Genomic DNA, 23,302 nt, shown 5'->3' on the forward strand with positions numbered 1-23,302 from the left:
GCCAGTTATTCGGCGGACCGATCAGGTCAGGCTGGCGCCAACGGCCTTTTCGAGAATAGCCCAGGCTTCATCGCCATATTTGCCCTTCCATTCGGAGTAGAAACCGGCGTCCTTGAGCGCTGCGCGGAAGAGTGCGGCGTCGGTGTCGTTGAAGGTCATGCCCTTGCCAATCAGATCTTCCTTCACCGAGGCATTGAGCTTTGCCACGTCGGCCCGCTCATCCTTGCCCGCCTGATTGAGGTTTTTGGCAACGATGGTGCGCAGATCATCCGGCAGACGCTCCCAGGCGCGCTTATTGGCCAGGAACCAGAAGCCATCCCACATGTGGTTGGTGACCGAGCAGAATTTCTGCACTTCGAACAGCTTGGCAGTGGAAATGATCGCCAGCGGATTTTCCTGGCCATCGACTACGCCGGTCTGCAAGGCGGTGTAGACTTCAGCGAAATTGATCGAGGCGGGTGCCGACTTGAAGGCCTTGAACATCGAGGTCCAGAGCGGGCTGACCGGCACGCGGATCTTGAAGCTTTCGAGATCGGCTGGTGTGGCAATCGGCTTGGATGAGCTGGTGATCTGGCGGAAGCCGTTATCCCAGATGGTATCCATGGCAATGAGGTTCTGCTTGGCAATTTCGCCACGCACATATTTGCCGAGATCGCCATCCATGGCCGCCCAAACCGAGTCGTAATTCGGGAAAGCGAAGCCGATGCCGCTGATGGACGCGTTTGGCACCAGCGTCGACAGGATCAGCGGCGAAAGTGTGAAGAATTCAACGCCGCCCGAACGCACCTGGCTCAGCATGTCGGTATCGGCGCCCAACTGGCTGCTGGGGAAAATCTTGATATTCACGCGCCCGTCGGTTTCTTTCTCGATACGATCGGCCGCTTCCTTGGCGCGGATGTTCATGGGGTGTGCGGCGGGCAGGTTGTTGGCGTATTTATAGCTGAATTCAGCGGCGCGGGCGCGCGATACGAAAGCGGTGGCAAGAACGGCAGAACCGGCACCGGCCAGCATGGTACGTCTGTTGATAATCATTGCTTTCTCCTCCCAAGTAAAAGCATTTGTCGTTAGTCGGCATGGCGGGCGGACCCGCCATGGTATCAGAGCAGAATTGTCGACAGGCTCGGAATCCCGGCAATCAGCAGCAGGCCGATGACCATGGCTGCGAGATACGGCCAGATAGCGCCCATGGCTTCATCGGGCGAAACATTGCCGATCTTGCAGGCGATGTAGAAGCCGATGCCGATAGGCGGCGCCATCAGACCGATGTTCATGGCGACCACCACGACCATCGAATAATGGATGTCGTTGATGCCAAGCGTGCGGGCAATTGGGAACATGATCGGCGCCAGCAGAACAATCGCCGGCAGACCTTCCAGCACGCAGCCGAGGATCATAAAGATCAGGATCGACACGACCATATAGGTCATCCATCCGCCCGGCAGATCGGTGATCATCGCGGTTAGCTCGAAGGCGAAACCGCTCTGCGTCAGCCCCCATGCCATGGCAGAGGCGCAACCGAGGATCAGCAGAATTGCGCCGGAAAGGGCGGCCGTTTCCACCAGCATGGAGTAGAGTTTTTTCAGGCTGATGCCGCCATAAAGCACGGCGCCGACAATCATCGCATAGAGCACGGCAATGGTGGAAACTTCGGTGGCCGTTGCCACGCCGCCGCCCACCAGGCTGCGGATCAGGAAAGGCAGAACAAGTGCTGGCGCTGCAACCAGCGCTGCCTTGCCCACCAGCGGCCATGGGGTGCGCTTCGCCCCTTCCATATTTTCACCGCGCGCTTTCCAGCGGGCCAGCACGGCCAGCACCAGCAGCAGCACCATGGCAATCATGAAGCCGGAGGTGAACAGCCCGGCAATTGATACGCCGGCGGCAGAGCCAAGCACGATGAGCACGATGGACGGCGGAACTGTATCGGCCATGGCAGCACCGGTGGCCAGAAGCGCAATCATTTCCTTGGGCTTGTGGCCACGGCGCTTCATTTCCGGAAACAGCGCCGGTGCGACCGTTGCCATATCCGAGACCTTGGAGCCGGAGATGCCCGACACCAGAAACAGCGAGCCGAGCAGGACATAGGACATGCCCGCGCGAATGTGACCAAACATCGAGGACAGGAGTTCGACAATCGCCTTGCCCATGCCCGTGGCATCGAGCACGCAGCCCAGCAGCACGAAGATCGGCACCGACAGCAGAATGATGCCTGACATGCCCTCATCCATACGCCCGACCATGACGATCATCGGAACCCAGGTGGTGAAGGTCAGATAGGACAGTGTTCCAAGGCCGAAACAGAAGGCAATCGGCACGCCCAGCGCCAGAAACACCGCAACGAACAGGCCGAGAAAGATCGCCAGATTGAAGTTGCCCAGGGTTTCCAGCGTCGGTGACGCCAGAAACAGGAGGCCGGCGGCGACCGCAACGGTAACAACGGCGACGACGATATCCCGCGCTCTTTCCCTGCGGAAAAGATTGTTGATGACCAGCAGCAGCATCAGACAGGCGCCGAATGGCAGCGCGGCCGCGCGGAAGGTCATGGGAATATTCAGCGCCGCCGAGGTGACGACCCATTCCTCAATGGCATATTCGATGGCGGGTTTGATAATGGCGCCCAGAAATGTCGCCATCAGCACCAGCGCCAGCGAATTGATATAACCGAGGAAACGCTGCGGAAACATGTTGAGAAACAGCGTCAGACGCAGGTGTTCGCTGCGATCAATGGCAATGGCCGCGCCCAGCATGGCAAACCACAGGAAACTCATCGACGCCGCTTCGTCGATCCAGACGATAGGCAGATGCAGGGCATAACGTGATGTCACGCCCAGCAGAAGCAGGCCGATCATCACCGCCAACAACACGGCTGCCACGGCCTCGACAGGTCGCATGAACCGCGAGCCTGTTACCGGCCCCGTGTGCAGCAGCTCGCCATCAAGTACAAATACGTCGTCATTCGCGTTTGCGGTCATGGTCATTGGGGCCTCCTCTCCCGCAGAACAACCTTCGCAATGGCCAGCAAAACAGTATGTCCACGCCCGCGCCACGGTCGTGGTCGCCGCATCAGGATATATCTGCCATTGCCAGACCGGCCAGACCCTCCACAAGTCTGGAACTATCGGTATATTGCCTCCACAATATGGACCATTACAAAATCATATATTCGGGATACACAGAAAAATTGACAAAATCAACTGTAATAAGGCGGTATTACGAAGTTTAAGTTGCTCGTTTATAGGTCCATATAGTGGATCGCACATGATAGCACCCGCAAACCACCGACGATGGCGACGCGGCAAGGGGCCACCAAACTCGGAGCCGCTCCCTGTAGGGAGGTATTGCGTATGCCTCTACAGGCGATCGCTTAACCGCATCGGCGGCTATAATGGCTGTTGTCCTGAGCTGGTGGATCAATGTATTCAGGGGCCGGATCTTCACTTAAACCTGCGGGCACATGGAAACTTCGCTTTATTTGCCGGTCAAAGGCTTTCTTGAGAAGGCGGGCTATACCGTCAAAGGCGAAGTTGGCAGTTGCGACCTCGTCGGCTTGAGCGATGGCGATCCACCTGTGGTCGTGATCTGTGAGCTGAAGCTGAGCTTCAATCTTGAGCTCATTTTGCAGGCCGTCGATCGCGCAGCTATCGCAGACGAGGTCTGGATCGCGGCTCGAGTCTCAGCCAGGGGCAAAGGCCGCGAGACTGACAAACGTTATCGCGATCTCTGCCGCAGGCTCGGGATCGGTATGCTCGGCATTTCCGATACTGGCGACGTCAGCGTTATCGTCAGTTCCGTATCACCGATGCCACGAACCAATCCAAAACGGCGTACGAGGCTGGTACGTGAACACCAGAGGCGACACGGCGATCCGACGGCTGGTGGGAGCACGCGCACGCCGATCATGACCGCGTACCGCCAGCAGGCGCTAGGCTGCGCTTTGGCGCTGGCATCAGGGCCTATGCGCGTGCGTCAAATCAGATCCAGCGTACCGGATGCCGGAAAGATTTTGCTTGCGAACGTCTATGGCTGGTTTGAGCGTCTCGATAGAGGGGTTTATGGCTTGACCGACGCCGGACGGGAAGCAATGCAGCGATGGCCGCAGCAGGACTTCCCCCAATTTCTACAAGTGTAAACCGGCAGGGGTCTTCGGTCACTGAGTTTTCCAGGTCTCAAGCAACATCCCGACGAACTTTTCAGCAGCTGGAGACAGAGCGCTGCTTCGCCTTTGCACGATACCGATCGTTCGGGAGACCACAGGATTTACGATCGGCCGTGAGACGAGGAACGGGTGATCGTCCTGCGGGGTTGCCAATCGCGGTAGGACGGAAATCCCAAGACCCGCCTCCACGAGGCCGAGCGAGGTATTGAGATGGGTCACTTCATAAAACCAATTCAGCTTTAGATTGTGACGCGCGAGCGCCCCATCGAGAAGCGTCCTGTTGCCGCTGGAACGGTCGACGACAACCAAGGGGTAGGGCTCCAATTGATCCCACTGGATCGTTTCGAAAGCGGCCAAAGGATGATCTTTCCGCATCGCCAGCACAAATGGGTCATCGATGAGCGGCTCGAACGCCAGGTCGGGATCAGAGTTGCCCATCAGGTTTATGCCGAATTCCACCTCGCCTCTCGCAACCGCTTGCAGGCCCTCGTTTGCCGTGAGGTCTCTGATACGTAGCCGGATATGCGGATATTGCTTGCCAAAGGTTTTGATCACGGTGGGAAGAAAATAAAACGCCGCGGTGGGAACGCATGCCATCGTAATGAGACCGCGTCGTTGCGCGCCGTCCTTCATCGCAAAAAGCGAGCCGTCGAACTCCTCCAGCATGCGCCGGACGAGCGGCATGACCTCCTGACCCATGGCCGTCGGCGCGACATGTCGGGTGGTCCTCTCCAGAAGCGGCGCGCCAATGGCCTGTTCCAGTTTCTGAATACGCCGGGTAAGCGCCGGCTGCGAAATATGGAGCGTTTCCGCGGCCCTGTGAAAGCTCTCCAACTCAACCACCGCTTGAAAAGCCCGCAGATCCAGGATTTCGCAATTGATGCTCATATCGCAATAATACCTCCAAACATTGCATTTAACAGATTAGCTTCTTTTGCGCATATTGCAACAACAAGGCGGATTGATCCACCAAATGCAAGATTGAGGCGGCCAATGAACGATCTATTGAAGATACCCTGTGTGCTGATGCGCGGCGGAACGTCTCGTGGACCGTTCTTTCTTGCATCCGATCTTCCGAGCGATCGAGCACAGCGAGATGCCGCACTTTTGTCCATCATGGGGTCCGGCCATCCGCTTCAGATCGACGGTATAGGAGGGGGCAATCCGGTCACCTCGAAAGTCGCGATCATCGGGCCGTCGACGGTCGAAGGCGCTGACATCGACTATCTATTCGCCCAGGTTCGCACCGACCGGCAGTATGTCGACTATTCGCCCAACTGCGGAAATATGCTGGCCGCAGTTGGACCCTTCGCAATCGAGGCGGGACTTGTCGAGGCCCATGGGAACGATACCGTGGTTCGCATCCACAACGTGAACACCGGAAAACTGATCGAAGCGAAAGTGCCGACGCGGGGTCGCGAGGTGATTTATCTTGGAGACGCATCCATCGATGGCGTTCCGGGTCTGGCTGCCCCGATCGCCCTGACTTTCGTGGATGCCGCAGGGGCGAAAACCGGAAGACTGCTGCCCACGGGAAACCCCGTCGACACGATCGAGGGAGTAGATGTGACAGCCATAGATTGCGCTATTCCGATGGTCCTGATGCGGGCGACGGATCTCGGCGTCACGGGATACGAGGATCCGCAGGTGCTGACTGCCAACAGTGATCTCATTGAACGGATGACCCGCATACGTATTCAGGCAGGCAGACTGATGGGGATGGGGGATGTGTCGGATATGGTCATACCAAAACCCGTGCTCATAGCGCCGGCCCGCAAAGGCGGCACGCTGTCCGTCCGATACTTCATGCCCAATGAGTGCCATCCCGCGCTGGCGACGACGGGCGCTGTGGGAATAGCAACCGCGGCGGTGACGGAAAACTCCGTCGCATTCGACCAGGCGGGACGTCGTTCTATACCGACCAAGATCTCCATCGAGCATCCTGCCGGTCGGCTCGACGTGCAGCTGGAGGTGCGGGACGGAGCGATAACAGCGGGGCTTGTGAGAACGGCACGCAGACTTTTCGAAGGTTTCGCCTTCGCAAAACCATCCGCTGCGATTGAAGACGCAGCTTAGACAAAGCCATAGTGGCTCAAAACATAGTGAAACTGGGAGGAGACCCTCATGCGTAAATACTTGCTTGCAACAGCGGCGCTCTGTGCGCTGGCCGCATCGGCAAATGCAGAATCCGTAAGAATGAGTGTTGGTTCGTATAACCTCAACAATCTGCCTTTTCCCGTGGCGGCAAGCCTCGGCTTCTACAAGGACGAGGGTCTTGACGTGACGACGGAGAACTTCGCCCAAGGGGGGTCGAAAGTTCTGCAGGCGCTTGTCGCAGGGTCGACGGACGTAGCCGTCGGTTTCTACGACCACACGATCCAGATGCAGTCCCAGAACAAGCACGTTGTCGGCTTCGTTCAGCTTGCCCGCAATTCCGGGCTGGTTCTTGCCGGAAAGAACGACACGGATTTCGATCCGGCAAAACCCGAAACCATCAAGGGCAAAAATGTCGGTATCACGTCCCCGGGTTCATCGTCCGATTTCTTCATTCGTTATTACATGAAGCAGCACAATCTGAGCGACAACGACATTTCCATCATCGGGGTTGGCTCGGGCGCTGCGGCTGTTGCCGCCCTGCAGCAGGGCAAGATCGATCTGCTGGTAAATTACGACCCGGCTGCGACGATCGTGGTTGAGCGCGGCTTGGGCAAGATCTTGATCGATGCACGCAGCGATCAGGGCGCCAAGGATGTGTATGGCGGCATCTATCCGACCTCCGTTCTGTATGCGACCCAGGAATATATCGATGCTCATCCTGAGGTGATCCAGAAGGTCACCAACGCAACCGTGAAGGCGCTGCACTGGATGAAGGAGCATTCGGCGGAGGAAATTGTCGAGAAGCTTCCCGACGACTTCGTGTCCGGTGACAAGCAGACCTACATCAAGGCTGTCGAGGCAGCCAAGGCGATCTTCTCCGAAGACGGAAAGTTCGAACCTGCCGATCTGGAAACGCCATTGGCGGTGCTGAAAAGCTTCAACGAAGCGGTCGCAAAGGCGACGATCGACCTCAACACGACCTACACTAATAAGTTCGTCGAGGCTGTGGCTTCGACGGGCGTAAACTGAGGACTTCCAATGTCATCACCTGTTAGAAAGTTAGAGCCCGTGGCAGACGTCAAACCGCAGCCGATGGTGGCAATCGAGAACGTAACCATGGCCTTTGGTGCGTTCGTCGCTGTCGAGGATGTGAACCTTAAAGTCGGCGATGGCGAGTTCCTCTCAATCGTCGGTCCCACCGGATGTGGAAAATCGACTATCCTCAACGCCATTGCGGGGTTGCTGAAGCCGGCGCAGGGAAAGGTCTCCATCGACGGCTCGGACGTCCAAGGCGTGCAGAACAACATCGGATATCTTTTCCAGCAGGACGCGCTGCTTCCCTGGAAGACCGCGTATCAGAATGTCGAGCTTGGCCTGATGTTTCGAGGCGTACCCGAGAGTGAGCGACGCGCCAAAGTTCTGGCCTGGCTGGTAAAGGTCGGATTGAAAGGGTTCGAAGAACGCTTTCCGCATCAGCTCTCGGGCGGACAGCGCAAACGCGTTCAGATGGCGCAAGCGCTTATTACCGAGCCGAAGGTGATCCTGATGGACGAGCCCTTCTCCGCGCTCGATATCCACACCCGCCACCTGATGCAGAACGAGTTGCTGCGGCTGTGGCAGGAGGACCGTCGTGCGGTGGTGATGATCACCCACGATCTCGAAGAGGCGATCGCGCTCGGAGACCGGGTTGTCGTCCTTGCCGCCGGCCCCAAGAGCCGCGTTATCGAAAGCTTCCCGGTTGATCTGGAGCGGCCTCGCAACGTGGCTGAAATCAAACTCGATCCGAAATTCATGACCCTGTATCGCGATATATGGGCATCCCTGCGCGGCGAAGTGGAGAAAAGCTATGCAAGCCGTTAATGTTCGCATCATTCAGGTCGGGCTTCTGGTCGTGCTCCTCGGTGGATGGCAACTCGGAGTGAGCTCGGGAGCAATCGATCGCTTCTTCTTCCCGGCGCCTTTCGATATCGTCAAACAGGTCATCACCTGGGTTGCCGATGCCGGCTTTTACAAACATGTCGGCATCACCTTGACCGAAACGGTTCTTGGTTATCTCATCGGCACTGGTCTCGGCGTCGGCGCCGGTGTCTGGCTGGGTCTCAGCCCGTTTGTGGCCCGCGTGCTGGATCCGTTCATCAAAGCCGTGAACGCCATTCCGCGTGTCGTCCTGGCTCCCATTTTCGTCCTCTGGCTGGGGCTTGGCCTCTGGTCCAAGGTCGCACTTGCGGTCACGCTCGTCTTCTTCATCACTTTCTTCAACGCCATGCAGGGCGTGCGCGAAGTAAACCCGGTCGTGCTCTCCAACACGCGCATTCTTGGCGCAAAGCGCTCGGATCTGCTGCGTCATGTGTATTTTCCGGCGGCTGCGAGCTGGATCCTGTCGTCGCTGCGCACATCCGTTGGATTTGCGGTCGTAGGCGCCATCATCGGGGAATATCTCGGAGCTTCCGCAGGCCTCGGTTACCTGATCGCCCGTTCCGAAGGGAATTTCGATGCAGTAGGCGTTTTCGCCGGGATCATCATTCTCGCGGTATTTGTTCTCGTCATCGACCTCATTCTCGATATCGTGGAGAAAAGACTGATCACATGGAGGCCGAATGCGGGCGAAGAGCGGTCTGCCTAGGATTTCCTGCGATCTCACATCAAACGGGGGCGGCCAATCGGTCGCCCCCGTTTTCATGAAATGATCAGGCGTCGCCTCCCGATGGCTCCCCAGGCCGCACGGTCAATTCCGCCGCGAATCTATCGGCCGCTATCCTTGTCCATCGCACCCGTTTGCGTTATCTCTCCATACAATAATTCAAGGATTATTGAACTATGGATGAGCGCCAGGCCCTTTCATCATTCGCCGCCCTTTCTCAGGAGACGCGCCTCGCCATAGTTCGAGCCCTGGTCGTAGCCGGGCCCGAGGGGTTGGCCGCCGGCATCATTGCCGAGCGCATGGGCGTCTCGGCGACGAACGTGTCTTTCCATCTCAAGGAACTGGAGCGTTCGGGTCTCATCTCCCAAAGACGCATGTCGCGCTCGATCCTGTATAGCGCCAGCTACGCGACATTGGCCGAGCTCATAAAATTCCTGATGGAAGACTGCTGTGCCGGCCATCCGGAAATCCGCGAAAATGTCGAGCGGAGCGATGGATGCTCCAGTCCGGCTGGTGCTTTGACCGATGGGGACAATATCGTTGTATAATTCGAAAATGCCTGCGGGCATCGTCTCCGCACTCGGCCTCACACAGATCATCGGCTACGGCACCCTCTATTACAGCTTCAGCATTCTTGCTCCCGGCATGGCGAAGGATCTCGGCCTGACATTGGCCGAGGTATTTGGCATCTTCTCCGCGTCCCTGTTCATCGGGGGTCTCTCGGCAACCTACATCGGCAGGCAGATGGATCGGTTGGGAGCCGCCACGGTGATGACGATCGGCTCGGTCCTCGCTTCCCTGACGCTGGCGCTCTGCGCCTGGTCGCCGTCGGTCGCAATCTTCGCCATTGCCATCATTCTGCTCGAGATATCGTCCGGAATGGTGCAATATCAGGCGGCATTTGCATCGCTGGTCGAAAGCAATCCCCGAACGGCGTCCCGCAGCATCACCTACCTGACCCTGATCGGCGGTTTCGCCTCGACAATCTTCTGGCCGATATCGGCTGCGCTTACCGGATATCTGTCGTGGCGCGAGATTTACCTTGTCTTCGCTGGACTGAACCTTTTTCTCTGCATGCCGCTCCACTACTGGATCATGCGCGTCGGAAAAACAGGGACGGACGCGGATTCCACTATCCGAACGCGTGAGACGGTGATCGGCGCGCTTCCTGTCCATGCGCGCCGGCGCGGCATGATCCTGGTGTCGTTTGCCTTCGCCATGCTGGGCTTTTCTCTTTCGGCCATGCTGGCGCATATGGTGCCAATGCTCGGTTCGATCGGGCTCGGCGCCGCTGCGGTCGTGATCGGGTCGCTCTTCGGCCCAGCCCAGGTGTTAAGCCGACTAATCAATATGGTGTTTGGTAAAAGCCTGTCGCCGCCAGCGCTTGCCGTCCTTTCCGCGATCCTGATCGTCACCGGCGTATTGGTCCTGCTGATGGCAGGCAACTGGTTGCTGGGAGCGGTTGCCTTCGCGATCTGCCTGGGGCTCGGATCCGGCATCAATAGTATTGCGCAGGGAAGCCTGCCGCTCCACCTGTTCGGATCGGATGGTTATGGCGCGATCACGGGCAAGATGGCCGCCGCTCGACTGGCGGTGGGCGCCGGAGCGCCGTTCGTTTTTGCAGCAGCGACGGAGAATTTAGGCATCACCTTTGCGCTCGCTGCGAATGCCTGTCTCGGTGCAATCGGCATAGCGGCATTCGTTGCGGTGGCGGCATCCTCACGGCAACCCGCCACTGCGACGGTTTGATCCGTCAGATCGACTTCAACGAGACCCGCTTCTCAAGCTCGGCCGCCTCTTCTTTCCGCTCACTGTATCGGTCGGTCAGATATGACGAGGCATCACGCGTGAGGATGGTGAACTTCACCAACTCTTCGCAAACGTCCACAACCCGGTCGTAATAGGACGACGGCTTCATTCGACCATCCACATCGAATTCCTGAAACGCTTTCGCGACCGAGGACTGATTGGGGATTGTGATCATCCGCATCCAGCGGCCGAGAATGCGCATCTGGTTCACGGCATTGAAGGACTGGCTTCCGCCGGAGACTTCCATGACCGCAAGGGCCTTTCCCTGCGTCGGGCGCACGGAGCCGACCGAAAGCGGTATCCAGTCGATCTGCGACTTCATGACTCCCGTCATCGCCCCGTGGCGTTCCGGGCTTACCCAGACCTGCCCTTCCGACCATTGGGAAAGGTCGCGCAGTTCCTGCACCTTCGGATGACTGACAGGTGCCTCGTCCGGAAGCGGCATCCCCCTGGGATCGAATATCCGAACATCGCATCCGAGCCGTTCGAGCAGCCGTCCCGTTTCGAACGCAAGCAGACGGCTGTAGGACACCTCTCGCAGCGAGCCGTAGAGGATCAGGATGCGGGGCTTGTGCGTCGAGAATGCCGGGCGGAGAGCGTCGAGATCAATCGCATGCAGATGCTGGCCCTTGAGCGCGGGAAAGGTGTCAGGCAATGCGCTTTCCTTCCTGATCCAGGACCTGCTCGCCGTCCTCTTTGGAAAATGGCCCTTTGAAGGTATCGGGCAGGATATCGAGCACGGCCTCGGAAGGTCGGGCGAGCCTGGTGCCGAGCGGCGTCACGACAAAGGGGCGATTGATGAGGATCGGCGTTCCGATCATGGCGTCGAGCAACTGTTCATCGGTCAGGTCCGGCTTGTCGAGACTGAGTTCGGCATAGGGCGTGCCTTTCTCGCGGATGGCCTCCCGAACGGTCAGGCCGGCATCCGAAATCATCCTTGCGAGTTGCTCGCGTGTCGGTGGCTCCTGCAGATACTCGATCACGGTCGGCTCTATCCCGGCGGCACGGATCAACGCCAGCGTGTTGCGGGACGTCCCGCAGGAGGGGTTATGATAGATGGTGATATCCATGCTCATTGCCCTTCGGTGATTGTCGCTCGGGAAACGGCCGGGGCGGCCTCATACCAATCCTTCGAGCGGTTCACGATCCAGACGACCGAGAGCATGACCGGGACCTCGATGAGGACACCGACAACGGTCGCCAGTGCCGCGCCTGACTGAAAGCCGAACAGGCTGATGGCGGCCGCGACTGCCAGTTCGAAGAAGTTGCTGGCGCCGATCAAGGCGGAAGGACCGGCGACACAATGCCGTTCGCCCGCCATGCGATTCAGAAGATAGGCGAGCCCGGAATTCAGGTAGACCTGAATCAGAATCGGGATGGCGAGCAAGCCGATGACGGCCGGCTGGGCAATGATCTGCTCGCCCTGGAAGGCGAAGAGAAGAACCAGCGTTGTAAGCAGCGCCACCAGCGAAACCGGCTGCAATCTTGCAAGAATTCGATCCAGCCTCCCCGACGTTCCGTCAGCCATCAACCGTTGCCGGATAAGCTGCGCCAGGATGACCGGCACGGCGATATAAAGGGCAACGGAGAGAACAAGCGTGTCCCATGGAACGGTGATCGCCGACAGGCCAAGTAGCAGGCCGACAATCGGAGCGAAGGCGACGACCATGATCGCGTCGTTAAGTGCGACCTGCGAGAGCGTGAACAGTGGCTCGCCGCGTGTCAGGTTGCTCCAGACGAAGACCATGGCCGTGCAGGGCGCTGCGGCGAGGATGATCAGTCCGGCGATGTAGGAGTCGATCTGGTCGGCGGGAAGATAGGGGCGAAACAGCCAGCCGATAAACAGCCAGCCCAGCAGCGCCATCGAAAACGGCTTGACGGCCCAGTTGATGAACAGCGTGACGCCGATACCGCGCCAGTAGCTGCCGACCTGCGCGAGAGAGCGGAAATCGATCTTCAGCAACATTGGAATGATCATCAGCCAGATAAGGACAGCGACCGGAATATTCACTCTGGCGATCTCTGCTGCGCCAATGAGTTGGAAGAACCCGGGCATCAGATGGCCGAGGGCGACACCGGCAATGATGCACAGAAACACCCAGACGGTCAGATAACGTTCGAACATGGACATCAGGCAATGTTTCCCTGCGGCGTACAGCACGGCGTCAGCTCGGCGATCAGTGGCGCGCAAAGCTCTGCCGATCCACCGCAGCAATCCTTCAGAAGAAACAGCGTCATGTCGCGAAGCTGTTCTATCTCGGCGCGATAGATGATGATCCTGCTCTGGCGCTGCGAAGATACGAGGCCGGCGCGGGAGAGAATATTCAGATGGGCGGACAGGGTGTTTTGCGGCACCACCAGTGCGCGCGCAATGTCGCCGGCGGGCAGACCTCCCGGTGCGTGCCGCACGAGCAGCCGGAAAGTTTCGAGACGGGTCGGCTGCGCGAGCGCTGCCAAAGCGAGAATAGCCTGTTCTTGTTCCATATATCCAGATTAATGGAAATATTGAGAGAGTCAACTATTCGTTCGCGCGTAGCGGCGGAATCGTCCACGGCGCGGGGGCGGCTTACGGTGGGGTCTGGTTCTCGAAAAGCGGAACGGTCGTGCCGGCCTGGGCGATCAAGCTGGCTTGCGTGCAATGAGCCGGGATCGGATCATCCGGCCCGATAAAATACACCTCCGGATGGAGATGCAGCCGCGCCTGCAAACGGTCCAGCAGCCGCCTGCAGGCGGAGGCCTGTAAATCTTCCTCTCCAGTCAGCCTGCCGACCAGACGCATGAACCAGCTGTCATAGGCCGCAACATAGAGGAACCATCGCGGCGGGGTTAGTGCATCAGGCGGCGTGTCCCGGCAAAGCCAGATGGCGCGCGCATGCTGAAAGAGCGGTTGAAGGGTGGTGTGCAACAAGGCGAGTTCGGACACATCCATCCCATGAGGATGGAGACCCTCGAATATCAGCCGTCCAGCATCGTCGCTCGTCCATGACCGGTCGGCAGCCTGCCGATGGTGTTCTGCCGCCGTCTTGTCTCCCGCCCGCAAATGGAGTTCACACAATCGGCGATGGATCTGATATTCGCTGGAAGACGGATTCTGGCTGATGCGATGCCATAGGGATATTACTCCGGGAATATCACCGGCCTGCTCCAGATCGTCGGCCTTCAGTTGCAGCAAAGCCGCATCTTCTGGCGAATGGCGCAGTCCTTCTGCGATCGCCTCGGCTCGAAGGGTGCCTGCCCGATCAAACTTTTCTGCCAGTTTCGCCAATTGCAACCAGTCCTCTTCGTCAAACACCTGTTGTTCGCGACGTTGCAGCAGCTTTAAGAATTCGCTTTTCTGATGTGCATGCCATTCTTTGGCATCGCGCCAGCCTTGCGTGGCGTTTTTACGCCAATCGCCATCAAGCTGTGCGGCGATGATTTGAGCATGTTTCCCCAGCCAATCCGCAGCCGCTGACGTCTCTTCGAGGCGCCAGGGCAGATGATCGGGCAGAGGCTCTGCCGGATCGAAACCAGTCGCGGCGATACGCTCGGCAAAGACCGGGTGGGTGCTGTGAATATCCGGTTTCTGGCAGAGGCTTTCATGCAGCCAGACGGATGCCTGGGCGCCGTCACGCGGATGGCTGTCCGCCGGCTCCGTCAAAAGCTGCACAAACGGCCGTGCCCGCGCAATATCGTTCTTATCCGCCTGCGCAAATATGCCCGGCCAGAACTGGCTGGACATGGCCCTTTGCCGCAATGCCAGGGCGACCTCCGCCTGAAATGCAATATCGCTGCCGCAAACCGCAATCGCCTGCGCATCGGCAACAAACTCGCAACGACGTGAAAACTCCAGCGTTTCGCGCATCATGCGAGGCACGTACCAGGAGAGAAACAATCTGAGTGGCGCGGTGATCAGCCGGTGATTGCGTTCATGCAATTTTCCAAGTGCCGCCCAGCGTTGGCGGGCCACATAGGCCCAACGCGCTAAATGACCGTGCTGCCGTGAAATATGTGCGTATTCATGGGCGATGACGGCGGCGGCCTGCTTTGCCGTCAGAAGGCCAAGAAGCGGCAGGCCAAGCACCAGAACATGCTTCGGCTGACCTCCACGGGACCCCGTCTGATAGATGGACGCATTAAGCTCGGCATTGATATAGACGGCCGTGAAGGCCGGAGCGTCGCAGGCAAGCCGAAGTCGTTCAAGCTCTACGGCAAGGGCCGGGACTTTCCCGGGTTCCAGCAATATTCCGTCCGAGACCGGTGGCGGCGGTACCGTCGCATAGGAGCGCAGGACCATCAGCCCATAAAAAAACCATGACAGCGCCGGCAAGGCAAAAAGCACCAGCAGAAGCCGCGAAGGCACCAGCAGCACAAGCAAAAGAGGCGACAGGACCAGCGCAGAGCCGCAGGCGAGCAAAAACATGTCGCCAAAGGCGAGCCAGATCAAAGCTCGCCATCTGCCTTCACGCGGTGACTGGACGGGACTGGCCATGATGTCGCTTATTTCGGCGGGAGATGTTCGCTTGAAAGCTTCTTGCCGAGGATGAAGGCTCTCAATGCCCGCCCGGCCATTTGCCATCCGGTCGATCCATAGACCTGCGTTTCCATCCAGTCCAATGTCGAATGGTCGGGGAAGAGTTCCTTGTAACGGTCGAACCATTGCATGGCGATGAACTCGCTCTTGGGAACGCCGTCGCCATATTTATAAGCCAGGATGACCTCGCCATAAGCTTCTCCGGCAATGTGGTCGTCATGGTGGGCAACAAGGGATTTCATGTAGGCGACGGCCTGCTGCTTTTCCTCTTCGGTTCCGTGCCTGCGGTCGACGCTTGCAAGCCGGATGACAGACATATCTACGCCGCCTTCAAGGCCCCCGCGGTAATATTCCTGAACCCGTTCGAAATTTTCCCGAACCGACAGATCGAGATTATCGACATTTTCCAGCCGCCAGGCATAATTGTAGAGCGCAACCGGCTCGCCCTCCTCAACCGCGCGCTCAAGCCAATGATCGGCTTCGCCACTGTCAAGCAATTGCGGCTCGGTGTCAGGCCGGAATCCCCTTGTAATGTCATACATGCTTGCCGCAGCGGAATAGGCGCGTCTCTCGGCGAATGCGCGGGTGAGATAAGTCGACTCTTTCTGAAATCCGCCATCCCAAATCATCCGGCAAGCGTGCATCGGAGTAAATTCGTCGGGCTCGTAGAACGGTTCGAGCTGTGCTGCGCGGTCGATCAATCGCGTGGCAAGGGCCGGGTCCGCGTTGATACCCCACATGCCGAACTGCCAGGCAAATGCAGCTATGGTCAGCATGGTCGGCTCATCAAAGCGGCGGACAGCGGTTTGCAACACGTTTGCGAAGGCGCCCTCGTGATCTTCGAGATGCTTGATCAGCATCAGATTGGTGAAGTCCCGGAACGGGCCATCAATGGCCGGATAGGTTCCCGGTGCCCTGCAATAACGGACGGATTCGACGTGACGCTGGTGCGCCAGTTCATCGTCCTTGAGAGAATAGTGGGTAAAATTGGCGTATTTCCCGAGGGAAATGAAACGCAGGCGATCAGGTAGATCCCGCGCCAGCCACTTCTTGAAGATCTTCTCGCGCGCGGCGATTTCGCGCGTATCGCCGGGCTCCGGATAATCGGGAATGGTCAAGGCGTCATGCACACCGGGCCAGCGGACGGAATTGCGTTCCTGCTCGGTGAGCGCGGAACATAACGGACCATTGGCGAATTTTTCGACCTCTCCTTCGTCACCACCCCATCTCGGGCTCAAATATTGGGCATAGGTGGCCAGGATATCGGCCCATCGGGGCTTGAGCGAAAGGCAATAGCGCAGCCAGTAATAGCCCGGATTTTCGGCGTCTCCCTGTTGCAGGGGCGGAAGAGAGGCGGGGAGTGTCGCGGTTACAATTCCAGGTGGCTTTATTTCGTGTCTGGTAAGCTGGGCGCAGGCCGCGTCATAAAGATCCGGTTCGAACTCGTCGCGCTGCATGGTTTTCTCGATGCGCGAGCCACGAAATAGTGCATCGACAAAGTTGGGCTGACCCAGATACTGGCTCATCTCCATCATGGTTTCGGCTGCGAGAGCCGGCCGCTCTGAAAGGGCCATCGCTTCCAGCAGATGTTCGGCTGCGGTTGCGCAGGCCATGTGGGCGCCAAGCCATTGGTCGCTTCCCACGTCGGCTGCCCAGGCTGCCGTACGGATGTCGCATGCGCGGCGAAAATAATATTGACCAGTGATTTGTCTTGCATGGTAGGAGGCCGGATAAGTCCGGCTCCATTCATACAGCAGCTCAAGCCTGAGGGCCGCATCGACACTGGCGAAGTCGAACACTCCAGCATCGGTTGCCAGATAAGTGTAGTGGTCATCCGCCAGATCAACGGGCTGCCACCAAGCCGCCTCAAGCGCTGCCAACAGGCGCTCGACTTCATCGAAACGCCGGTCAAGCATCGCCTTTCGCAGCTCTTCCCGCTGGCGGAACCGCTCCCATTGCGGACCGTCCAGCGGCAGGAGAGGTGAGTTTGTATCGATCTGCATGGACGGCTCCTCAACGAATATGGCGGACGACGGCTGTCAGGGATTATCAGGGCGTTAGGATTGACATGCCGTTCGGCAATATTCAATCCGCTGCGGACTCAGAGGCCAGCAGGGCGTTGCCGCCCGGAGCGGAGCCTTCGCGGGCAACGATTGAGCCTTGTCCCTGAAGGGCTGATCCCTTGATCGCTCTTTCTCCCAACTGCCGGCTTGCGTATGCCGTCAGAGACACTAGTATACTTGTATACAAGCCGGGAACGTTCATGACGAAAAACACCAATGGCGAATTTGCCGGGCACGGCGGGCATCAAGATGCTGCTGGCCCTGGCATCGAAAGCGTGGAGCTTGTGGTCAATCGCTATGGCTCCGTTGCCGATCAGGTTCATGCGGCGCTGCGTCAGGCGATCGTGGAGGTCCGGCTGGCGCCCGGTGCGCCGATCAGCGAAAATTCGATCTGCCGTCAGTTTTCCGTTTCGCGCACGCCGGTACGTGCAGCGATCCAGCGCCTGTCGGAGGAGGGGCTGGTGGACGTCTATCCGCAACTCGGCAGCTTCGTCGCGCCGATCAGGCTTGGTGAAATTCAGGACAGCCATTTTATCCGCCGTTCGCTCGAAGTGGCTCTGCTGCGCGAGGTCGCGCCGAAATGGACGAAAGAGATGAGCCGGACGATGCGAGACGTGATCGCCGAACAGGAAAGGGTGATTGCAGCCAACGACGCATCCGGTTTCTTCCATGTCGACGAGGCGTTTCACCGGTTGCTCGGCACGTTTTCCGGCCGGGAGGGCGTCTGGCAGGCGATCCTCGCCGCCAAGGTGACCCTGTCGCGCTTTCATCGCTATTGGGCGAAGCCGGACCGGCTGCCCGCCGTGATCGAAGAGCATCTGGCCATCGTGGACGCCCTCGACCGGGGTGATGCCGACGGCGCGGAAAAAGCGCTGGTGACGCATCTCGATATGGTTTTCGTGATTTACGAACAGCTGCCTGAAGAGCAACGCAAGCATTTGTCCATTTGATAGTGGACGTGGAGGAGGCGGAATGGAAGTGAAACACAAGCTGGTGCCCGTTATCGGCGCGTGCTGGACGTCTGGCGGTCTGCAATCGGCTAAAACGCGGGATAAACGACCATGACAAACCGTCTCTCACCCCTTGCGCTGCCGCATTTGCCGCAAGACGTTCTTTTGCCCGCCTATGACCGCAAGGCGGTGACGCCGGGCATCGTGCATCTCGGCGTTGGCGCTTTTCACCGTGCTCATCAGGCCGTATTCATAGACGATTGCCTGGCGCGCGGCGAAACCGGCTGGGGCATTGTGGCCGCCTCGCTGCGCGGCCCCGACACCCGCGACGCGATTGCGCCGCAGGACAATCTCTATACCTTCTGCCTGCGTGACGGCGAAAACGAGAAGCTACGGATCATCGGCTCCATCCTCGAGACCATCGTCGCCCCGGAAGATCCGGAACGGCTGCTGCAAGCCATGGCCGATCCCCGCGTGCGGATCGTCACTTTGACGGTGACGGAAAAAGGCTATCTCGCCGATTTGTCGGCGGGCGCGCTTCTTCTTGATCATCCCGATGTGGTGCATGATCTCGCACATCCGCAAAAGCCGCGCTCCGCGCTCGGTTTTCTGCTGGAAGCGACAAGGCGGAGACGGGCCGGCGGTGCGGTGCCGCTGACTTTGCTTTCCTGCGACAATCTTCCGTCCAACGGCCGTATCCTGCACCGGCTTCTGGTGGAGATGGCTGGTCTGACCGATAAGGATCTCGCAGCGTTTATCGCGGAAAACCTCTCCTGCCCCTGCGTCATGGTGGATCGCATCGTACCTGCCACAACCGCCGCCGACCGGGAGCGTGTGGCGGCGCGTCTCGAATGCGAGGATGCCTGGCCGGTGATTGCGGAACCTTACTTCCGCTGGGTGATCGAGGATCGCTTTCCACATGGTCGCCCCGGCATCGAGCTGTCGGGTGCCGAACTCGTTGAAGATGTCGAGCCCTATGAGCATATGAAGCTCAGGATGCTGAACGGCGCTCACACCGCCATGGCCGCGATCGGCCAATGCAGTGGGCTTGAGACGATCGCCGATATCTATGCCGATCCGCGTGTGCGCGGTTACATCGACCGTTACTGGCGGGAGGTTGGTTCGACATTGAGCCCAGCCGTCAGCGGCCCGGACTATGTCGCCGGTCTGCGCCAGCGCTTCGCCAACCCCGTGCTTCGCCACCGCGCCGCCCAGATCGCCTCGGACGCCTCGCTGAAAGTGCCGCAACGCATTCTCGCGCCGCTTGCGGAACTGCGTGCCGCGGGCGCGCCGAATGCGGCTGCGATTGTTGCTGTCGCCATGTGGATACGTTCCTGCGCGGCGTTGAACGAGCGGGGTGAGCCAGTTGTCATGGCCGATCCGGCGTTTGCGGAATGGGGTTTACCCATTCGCGAGGGCGAGGATGAGGACGCGGTGATCGACCGGTTTTTGTCGTTCCGGCGCGTCTTCGGTCCTGAATGGCAGGATGACGAGACGTTCGTCACGGCGCTTCGGGCCGCTTATCGCGACATCGTTCAACACGGTGCGCTTCATGCCATCGATCGGCATCTTTCGGAGGAATGAGTTCGAAGGAAACGTGATCGGGTCCGGGAACCGGACCCGATCACGTTGAGCACGTGCGGCGGCCAGCGCCGTGACGGGATGGTAAAGCAGCACACACTTTTCCATCCTGTCCTTGGGGCTATTTCGTGCGGCTTTACTCGGCTGGCTGCGCCACGGACGTTGCGCCAGAGCGGCTACTCTCTCCCGAGAGGCTGCGTTGACCGAGGGCAATGATGACGACTGTGGACAGGCTGGCAGCAACCGATACCCAGAAACCGTTGCCCGGGCCAAAATTGTCGACCACCCAGCCGGAGACAAAAGCGCCAAGCGCCATGCCGATACCGATGCCGGTCATCACCCAGGTCACACCTTCCGTCAGCATCGATTCCGGCACGCGGCGCTCGATCAGGCCAAATGCGGTGATGAAGATGGGAGAGATCGCAACGCCGCTGACGAAGACGGCGAAAGCCAGCAGGGCAACTGTCGTGCTCGCAAAAAGAAGCGGCAGGGCGGTCAGCGCAAGAACACTGACGGCGATCAGCAATTGACGTTGCAGCGGCATTTTGGGGTTGATCGCTCCCAGAAGCAGGCCGACGACGAACGAACCGATGGCATAGACGCCGATGACGAGGCTGGCGGCTTCCGGCTGGCCGAGCTGTTTCGTGATGGCAACAGCGCTTACCTCGGCGGTGGCGAAGGTCGAGCCGACGAAGATCAGGGCGAGTGTGATGATCTGGACCGGACGCTGCCGGATCGCCGAATGCTGCCGGCTTCCGCTTTCAACCGGACGCACTTTGGGTTCGGTCGAGCGTTGCAGGAGGAAGGCAAAGGTGCCGAGCGCGAGGAAGGCGGTGCTGATCATCATGCCGGCTTCTGGAAATAGCGACACGGCAAGACCGACGGAAAGCGAGGCTCCGGCGATATAGACAAGTTCGTCAGCGGCGGATTCAAAGGCAAAGGCCGTGTTCAGTTCGGGCCGGTCACGGAAGATTTCCGTCCAACGGGCTCGCATCATGGCGGGAATGCTCGGCATGGCGGCGGCAAGGAACGCGGAAAGGAACAGTGTCCAGGCAGGCCACCTCTGATGCGTGGCGATAATCAGGACGGCAAAAGCGATGACCGAGATGATTGTTGCCGGGATGAGGACACTGCTCTGGCCCCTGCGATCCACCAGACGGGAAATCTGCGGCGCAACGGCGGCATTGGTCAGCGCGAAGGTTGCCGAGACGGCGCCGGCAAGCCAATACTCGCCATAGGCCTGGGAAAGCATGGCGACGATGCCGATCGGGGCCATCGCAATGGGAAGGCGGGCGAAGAAGCCTGCGGCGGAAAAGCCTTTGGCGCCTGGAGCCCGGAAAATTTCTCTATATGGATTGGACATCGGGATGCACCTTGTTTAGGGGGTATCCACCACACACATACGTGGCGTATGCAAATTAGATAATTGCATACGGCGCGTATGTCAACTAATATACGCCACGTATGTTAAATGAGGAAAAAATGCGCAAACCTCGCAGTGAAATGATTGCCGAGACGCGGGCGAAGCTCTTGGCCGCCGGCCGCAAGGCATTTGGCAACGTCGGTTATGCCGAAGCGTCGATGGACGACTTCACCGCCGAGGCGGGGCTGACCCGCGGCGCGCTCTATCATCACTTTGGCGACAAGAAAGGCCTGCTGCTGGCGGTTGTGGGTGAAATCGACGCGGAGATGACAAAAAGGCTCTGTGACATCTCGTCAGGGGCGGCGACGCGGTGGGAAGGTTTCGTCGCGGAGAATGTCGGTTATGTCCGCATGGCACTGGAACCGGAAATCCAGCGTATCATGTTCCGCGACGGACCGGCCGTGCTCGGCGATCCCTCCCGCTGGCCAAACGCCAATGGTTGCATCTCGGCTGTCGCGCGAAGCCTCGAGGCACTCAAGCAAGAAGGGACGATCGGCAATATCGACCCGGAAGCCTGCGCCCGTTTCATCAATGCGGCGAGCAGCAGCGCAGCCCAGTGGATCGCAAATTCCGACGACCCCGAAACGATCTCGAAACGGGCCGTCGAAAGTTTCCGGGCCTTTCTGGACGGATTACGGATCAGGAAAGACTGACCTGCGTATCACCGGGGGTGAAGTTTCGGTCGTTTCCGAAACCAGGCATGTCATCTGGACCGTTTACGGCACGCCCACACGAGCAAAGGCCAAGAAGTCATGTTCCTGATCGCAGATAGTCTGTCCGTTGTCCACCGTACTGCCGTCTGGATAAGCGGTTTTCGTTACCAGCGCGGCACACGTCTTTCATAGGCCGGGTCGAAGAGCTTCATGTAGGCTGTGTCATCTCGCTCTTTCATTGCGGTCTGCTCATAGAGCGCCGCAAGTTCCGCGAGCTTCTGCCGATTGAGCGTAACGCCAAGTCCCGGTCCTTCGGGAACATTCAGGCGGCCACCTTGGAAAGCGAATGGAGCACCCTCGATCACGTCGACGCCGGTCCACGGGTAATGGGTGTCGCAATCGAAGTTCAGGTTCGGTGTTGCCGCGGCGACATGGATCATTGCTGCAAGCGTGATACCGAGATGGGAATTGGAATGCATGGAGACGCAAAGCCCCAAGGTCTCGCAGATCTTCCCAAGATGAGTTGAAGCACGCAGTCCTCCCCAATAGTGGTGATCGGACAGGACGATCTGCACCGCCTTTTTGCGGAAGGCTTCGGCTATCTGATCGAACTCCAGGACGATCATGTTCGTGGCGAGCGGGATCGAAGTCGCGGCTGCGACTTGCGCCATCTGGTCCATGCCGATGACGGGATCTTCGAGATATTCCAGAACATTTTCAAGCTTGCGGGCAATGTAAATGGCTGTCTCCACGGTCCAGCCGCCGTTGGGGTCGATCCGTAGAGGATGATGGGGGAAGGCTTCCCGGAGCTTCAGCATCGTCTCGATCTCGAGATCGGGATGCAGCACGCCGCCCTTGAGCTTCAGCGACTGGAAGCCGTATGTGTCGACCATCCTGCGGGCTTCGCCAACCATTTGCTCAGGTGTGAGAACCTCTCCCCATTTATCCGGAGCCTCGCCGACATGGGCCGCGAACTTGAAAAACAGGTAGGCGCTGAAGGGAACGCTGGTACGAACCGCACCGCCAAGCAGGTCCGCAACCGGCCGCCGCAGCAGTTTGCCCTGGATGTCGAGGCAGGGGACCTCGAAGGCCGAGGCGACGACGTCCGTCAGCTTGTGGTCAGCCACAGCTGATTTGGCATTGATGCCGCCGTTGCCGGGCAGTGCGGTGATAACGCGCGATTTCAGCTCGTGAAGATGGAACGGATCCAGCCCGATAAGCGCAGGAGCGGCGCGTCGCAGCCCATCCAACGCCTTGATGCTTCCGTAACTTTCCCCGAGGCCAACCGTACCATCGTCGCACACGACTTCGATGACAGTGCGCAGCGCATGGGGCTGATGCACACCTTTACAGTTCAGCAGCGGCCTGTCGGGAATGGCGACCGGTGTAAGATGAATTTCGGCTATGCGCATCAAAAAG

22 protein-coding genes are annotated in these 23,302 nt (G+C 58.9%); 11 read left to right on the forward strand and 11 right to left on the reverse strand.

What is annotated here, in order from left to right:
- Positions 1-21: 21 nt before the first annotated feature.
- Positions 22-1,032 (reverse strand): TRAP transporter substrate-binding protein, encoded by a 1,011-nt coding sequence (locus QSK43_RS17945; RefSeq protein WP_332304595.1) that lies wholly within the window; start codon positions 1,030-1,032, stop codon positions 22-24.
- Between the two features lie 65 nt (positions 1,033-1,097).
- Complete coding sequence (locus QSK43_RS17950; protein ID WP_332304596.1) at positions 1,098-2,975, reverse strand: TRAP transporter large permease subunit; 1,878 nt, start codon at positions 2,973-2,975, stop codon at positions 1,098-1,100.
- Positions 2,976-3,451: 476 nt separating this feature from the next.
- Between QSK43_RS17950 and QSK43_RS17955 the strand changes: the two genes are divergently transcribed.
- Positions 3,452-4,126 carry a DUF2161 domain-containing phosphodiesterase gene (locus QSK43_RS17955; RefSeq protein WP_332304597.1) on the forward strand — a complete coding sequence of 225 codons (675 nt, stop codon included), beginning with the start codon at positions 3,452-3,454 and terminating at the stop codon, positions 4,124-4,126.
- Positions 4,127-4,144: 18 nt separating this feature from the next.
- Here QSK43_RS17955 and QSK43_RS17960 read toward each other — a convergent pair whose 3' ends face one another.
- Positions 4,145-5,041 carry a LysR family transcriptional regulator gene (locus QSK43_RS17960; protein ID WP_045020785.1) on the reverse strand — a complete coding sequence of 299 codons (897 nt, stop codon included), beginning with the start codon at positions 5,039-5,041 and terminating at the stop codon, positions 4,145-4,147.
- 105 nt (positions 5,042-5,146) lie between these two features.
- Between QSK43_RS17960 and QSK43_RS17965 the strand changes: the two genes are divergently transcribed.
- From QSK43_RS17965 to arsK, 6 genes are all read left to right on the forward strand, one after another.
- Positions 5,147-6,229: a 4-oxalomesaconate tautomerase gene (locus QSK43_RS17965; protein ID WP_332304598.1), complete on the forward strand. Its 1,083-nt coding sequence runs from the start codon at positions 5,147-5,149 to the stop codon at positions 6,227-6,229.
- 48 nt (positions 6,230-6,277) lie between these two features.
- Entirely contained in the window at positions 6,278-7,279 is a 1,002-nt protein-coding gene (locus QSK43_RS17970) for an ABC transporter substrate-binding protein (protein ID WP_332304599.1), read from the forward strand.
- Positions 7,280-7,342: 63 nt separating this feature from the next.
- Positions 7,343-8,110, forward strand: coding sequence for an ABC transporter ATP-binding protein (locus QSK43_RS17975; protein WP_045020883.1), 768 nt, complete (start codon positions 7,343-7,345; stop codon positions 8,108-8,110).
- Positions 8,097-8,873, forward strand: a complete 777-nt coding sequence (locus QSK43_RS17980; RefSeq protein WP_332304600.1) for an ABC transporter permease — start codon at positions 8,097-8,099, stop codon at positions 8,871-8,873. The genes QSK43_RS17975 and QSK43_RS17980 overlap by 14 nt, the downstream gene beginning before the upstream one ends.
- A gap of 194 nt (positions 8,874-9,067) precedes the next feature.
- A complete protein-coding gene (locus QSK43_RS17985) occupies positions 9,068-9,439 on the forward strand; it encodes an ArsR/SmtB family transcription factor (RefSeq protein ID WP_332304601.1) in 372 nt (123 codons plus the stop codon).
- The gene (gene arsK, locus QSK43_RS17990; protein ID WP_332304602.1) at positions 9,417-10,640 is read left to right on the forward strand and encodes an arsenite efflux MFS transporter ArsK; all 1,224 of its coding nucleotides are present in this window, start codon (positions 9,417-9,419) and stop codon (positions 10,638-10,640) included. The genes QSK43_RS17985 and arsK overlap by 23 nt, the downstream gene beginning before the upstream one ends.
- A 4-nt stretch (positions 10,641-10,644) precedes the next feature.
- On the opposite strand, the gene arsH is transcribed toward arsK, so the two are convergent.
- The 5 genes from arsH to QSK43_RS18015 all read right to left on the reverse strand — a co-directional run bounded on the left by arsH (position 10,645) and on the right by QSK43_RS18015 (position 14,808).
- Positions 10,645-11,373 carry an arsenical resistance protein ArsH gene (arsH, locus tag QSK43_RS17995; protein ID WP_332304749.1) on the reverse strand — a complete coding sequence of 243 codons (729 nt, stop codon included), beginning with the start codon at positions 11,371-11,373 and terminating at the stop codon, positions 10,645-10,647.
- Positions 11,348-11,770: an arsenate reductase (glutaredoxin) gene (arsC, locus tag QSK43_RS18000; protein WP_332304603.1), complete on the reverse strand. Its 423-nt coding sequence runs from the start codon at positions 11,768-11,770 to the stop codon at positions 11,348-11,350. The genes arsH and arsC overlap by 26 nt, the downstream gene beginning before the upstream one ends.
- A 2-nt stretch (positions 11,771-11,772) precedes the next feature.
- Complete coding sequence (arsB, locus tag QSK43_RS18005) at positions 11,773-12,831, reverse strand: ACR3 family arsenite efflux transporter (protein WP_332304604.1); 1,059 nt, start codon at positions 12,829-12,831, stop codon at positions 11,773-11,775.
- Positions 12,831-13,184, reverse strand: coding sequence for an ArsR/SmtB family transcription factor (locus QSK43_RS18010; protein ID WP_045020802.1), 354 nt, complete (start codon positions 13,182-13,184; stop codon positions 12,831-12,833). Before QSK43_RS18010 ends, arsB begins: the two co-directional genes overlap by 1 nt.
- Positions 13,185-13,266: 82 nt before the next feature.
- Positions 13,267-14,808: a M48 family metalloprotease gene (locus tag QSK43_RS18015; protein ID WP_332304750.1), complete on the reverse strand. Its 1,542-nt coding sequence runs from the start codon at positions 14,806-14,808 to the stop codon at positions 13,267-13,269.
- On the opposite strand from QSK43_RS18015, the gene QSK43_RS18020 reads away from it, so the two are divergent.
- Positions 14,701-14,997, forward strand: a complete 297-nt coding sequence (locus QSK43_RS18020) for a hypothetical protein (protein WP_332304756.1) — start codon at positions 14,701-14,703, stop codon at positions 14,995-14,997. The genes QSK43_RS18015 and QSK43_RS18020 overlap by 108 nt on opposite strands.
- Positions 14,998-15,179: 182 nt before the next feature.
- Here QSK43_RS18020 and QSK43_RS18025 read toward each other — a convergent pair whose 3' ends face one another.
- On the reverse strand, positions 15,180-17,216 hold the full coding sequence (locus QSK43_RS18025; RefSeq protein WP_332304605.1) for a DUF4034 domain-containing protein: 2,037 nt from the start codon (positions 17,214-17,216) through the stop codon (positions 15,180-15,182).
- Between the two features lie 260 nt (positions 17,217-17,476).
- On the opposite strand from QSK43_RS18025, the gene QSK43_RS18030 reads away from it, so the two are divergent.
- Complete coding sequence (locus tag QSK43_RS18030) at positions 17,477-18,226, forward strand: GntR family transcriptional regulator (RefSeq protein WP_045020808.1); 750 nt, start codon at positions 17,477-17,479, stop codon at positions 18,224-18,226.
- 111 nt (positions 18,227-18,337) lie between these two features.
- Positions 18,338-19,810: a mannitol dehydrogenase family protein gene (locus QSK43_RS18035; RefSeq protein ID WP_332304606.1), complete on the forward strand. Its 1,473-nt coding sequence runs from the start codon at positions 18,338-18,340 to the stop codon at positions 19,808-19,810.
- A gap of 133 nt (positions 19,811-19,943) precedes the next feature.
- Here QSK43_RS18035 and QSK43_RS18040 read toward each other — a convergent pair whose 3' ends face one another.
- Complete coding sequence (locus QSK43_RS18040) at positions 19,944-21,170, reverse strand: MFS transporter (RefSeq protein WP_045020812.1); 1,227 nt, start codon at positions 21,168-21,170, stop codon at positions 19,944-19,946.
- 119 nt (positions 21,171-21,289) lie between these two features.
- Here QSK43_RS18040 and QSK43_RS18045 point away from each other — a divergent pair, with 119 nt between their 5' ends.
- A complete protein-coding gene (locus QSK43_RS18045; protein WP_332304607.1) occupies positions 21,290-21,883 on the forward strand; it encodes a TetR/AcrR family transcriptional regulator in 594 nt (197 codons plus the stop codon).
- Between the two features lie 164 nt (positions 21,884-22,047).
- On the opposite strand, the gene QSK43_RS18050 is transcribed toward QSK43_RS18045, so the two are convergent.
- Positions 22,048-23,295, reverse strand: a complete 1,248-nt coding sequence (locus QSK43_RS18050; RefSeq protein ID WP_332304608.1) for a glucarate dehydratase family protein — start codon at positions 23,293-23,295, stop codon at positions 22,048-22,050.
- Positions 23,296-23,302 lie beyond the last annotated feature (7 nt).

The sequence above is a fragment of the Rhizobium sp. GR12 genome (assembly GCF_036596185.1).
Classification (GTDB): domain Bacteria; phylum Pseudomonadota; class Alphaproteobacteria; order Rhizobiales; family Rhizobiaceae; genus Agrobacterium; species Agrobacterium nepotum.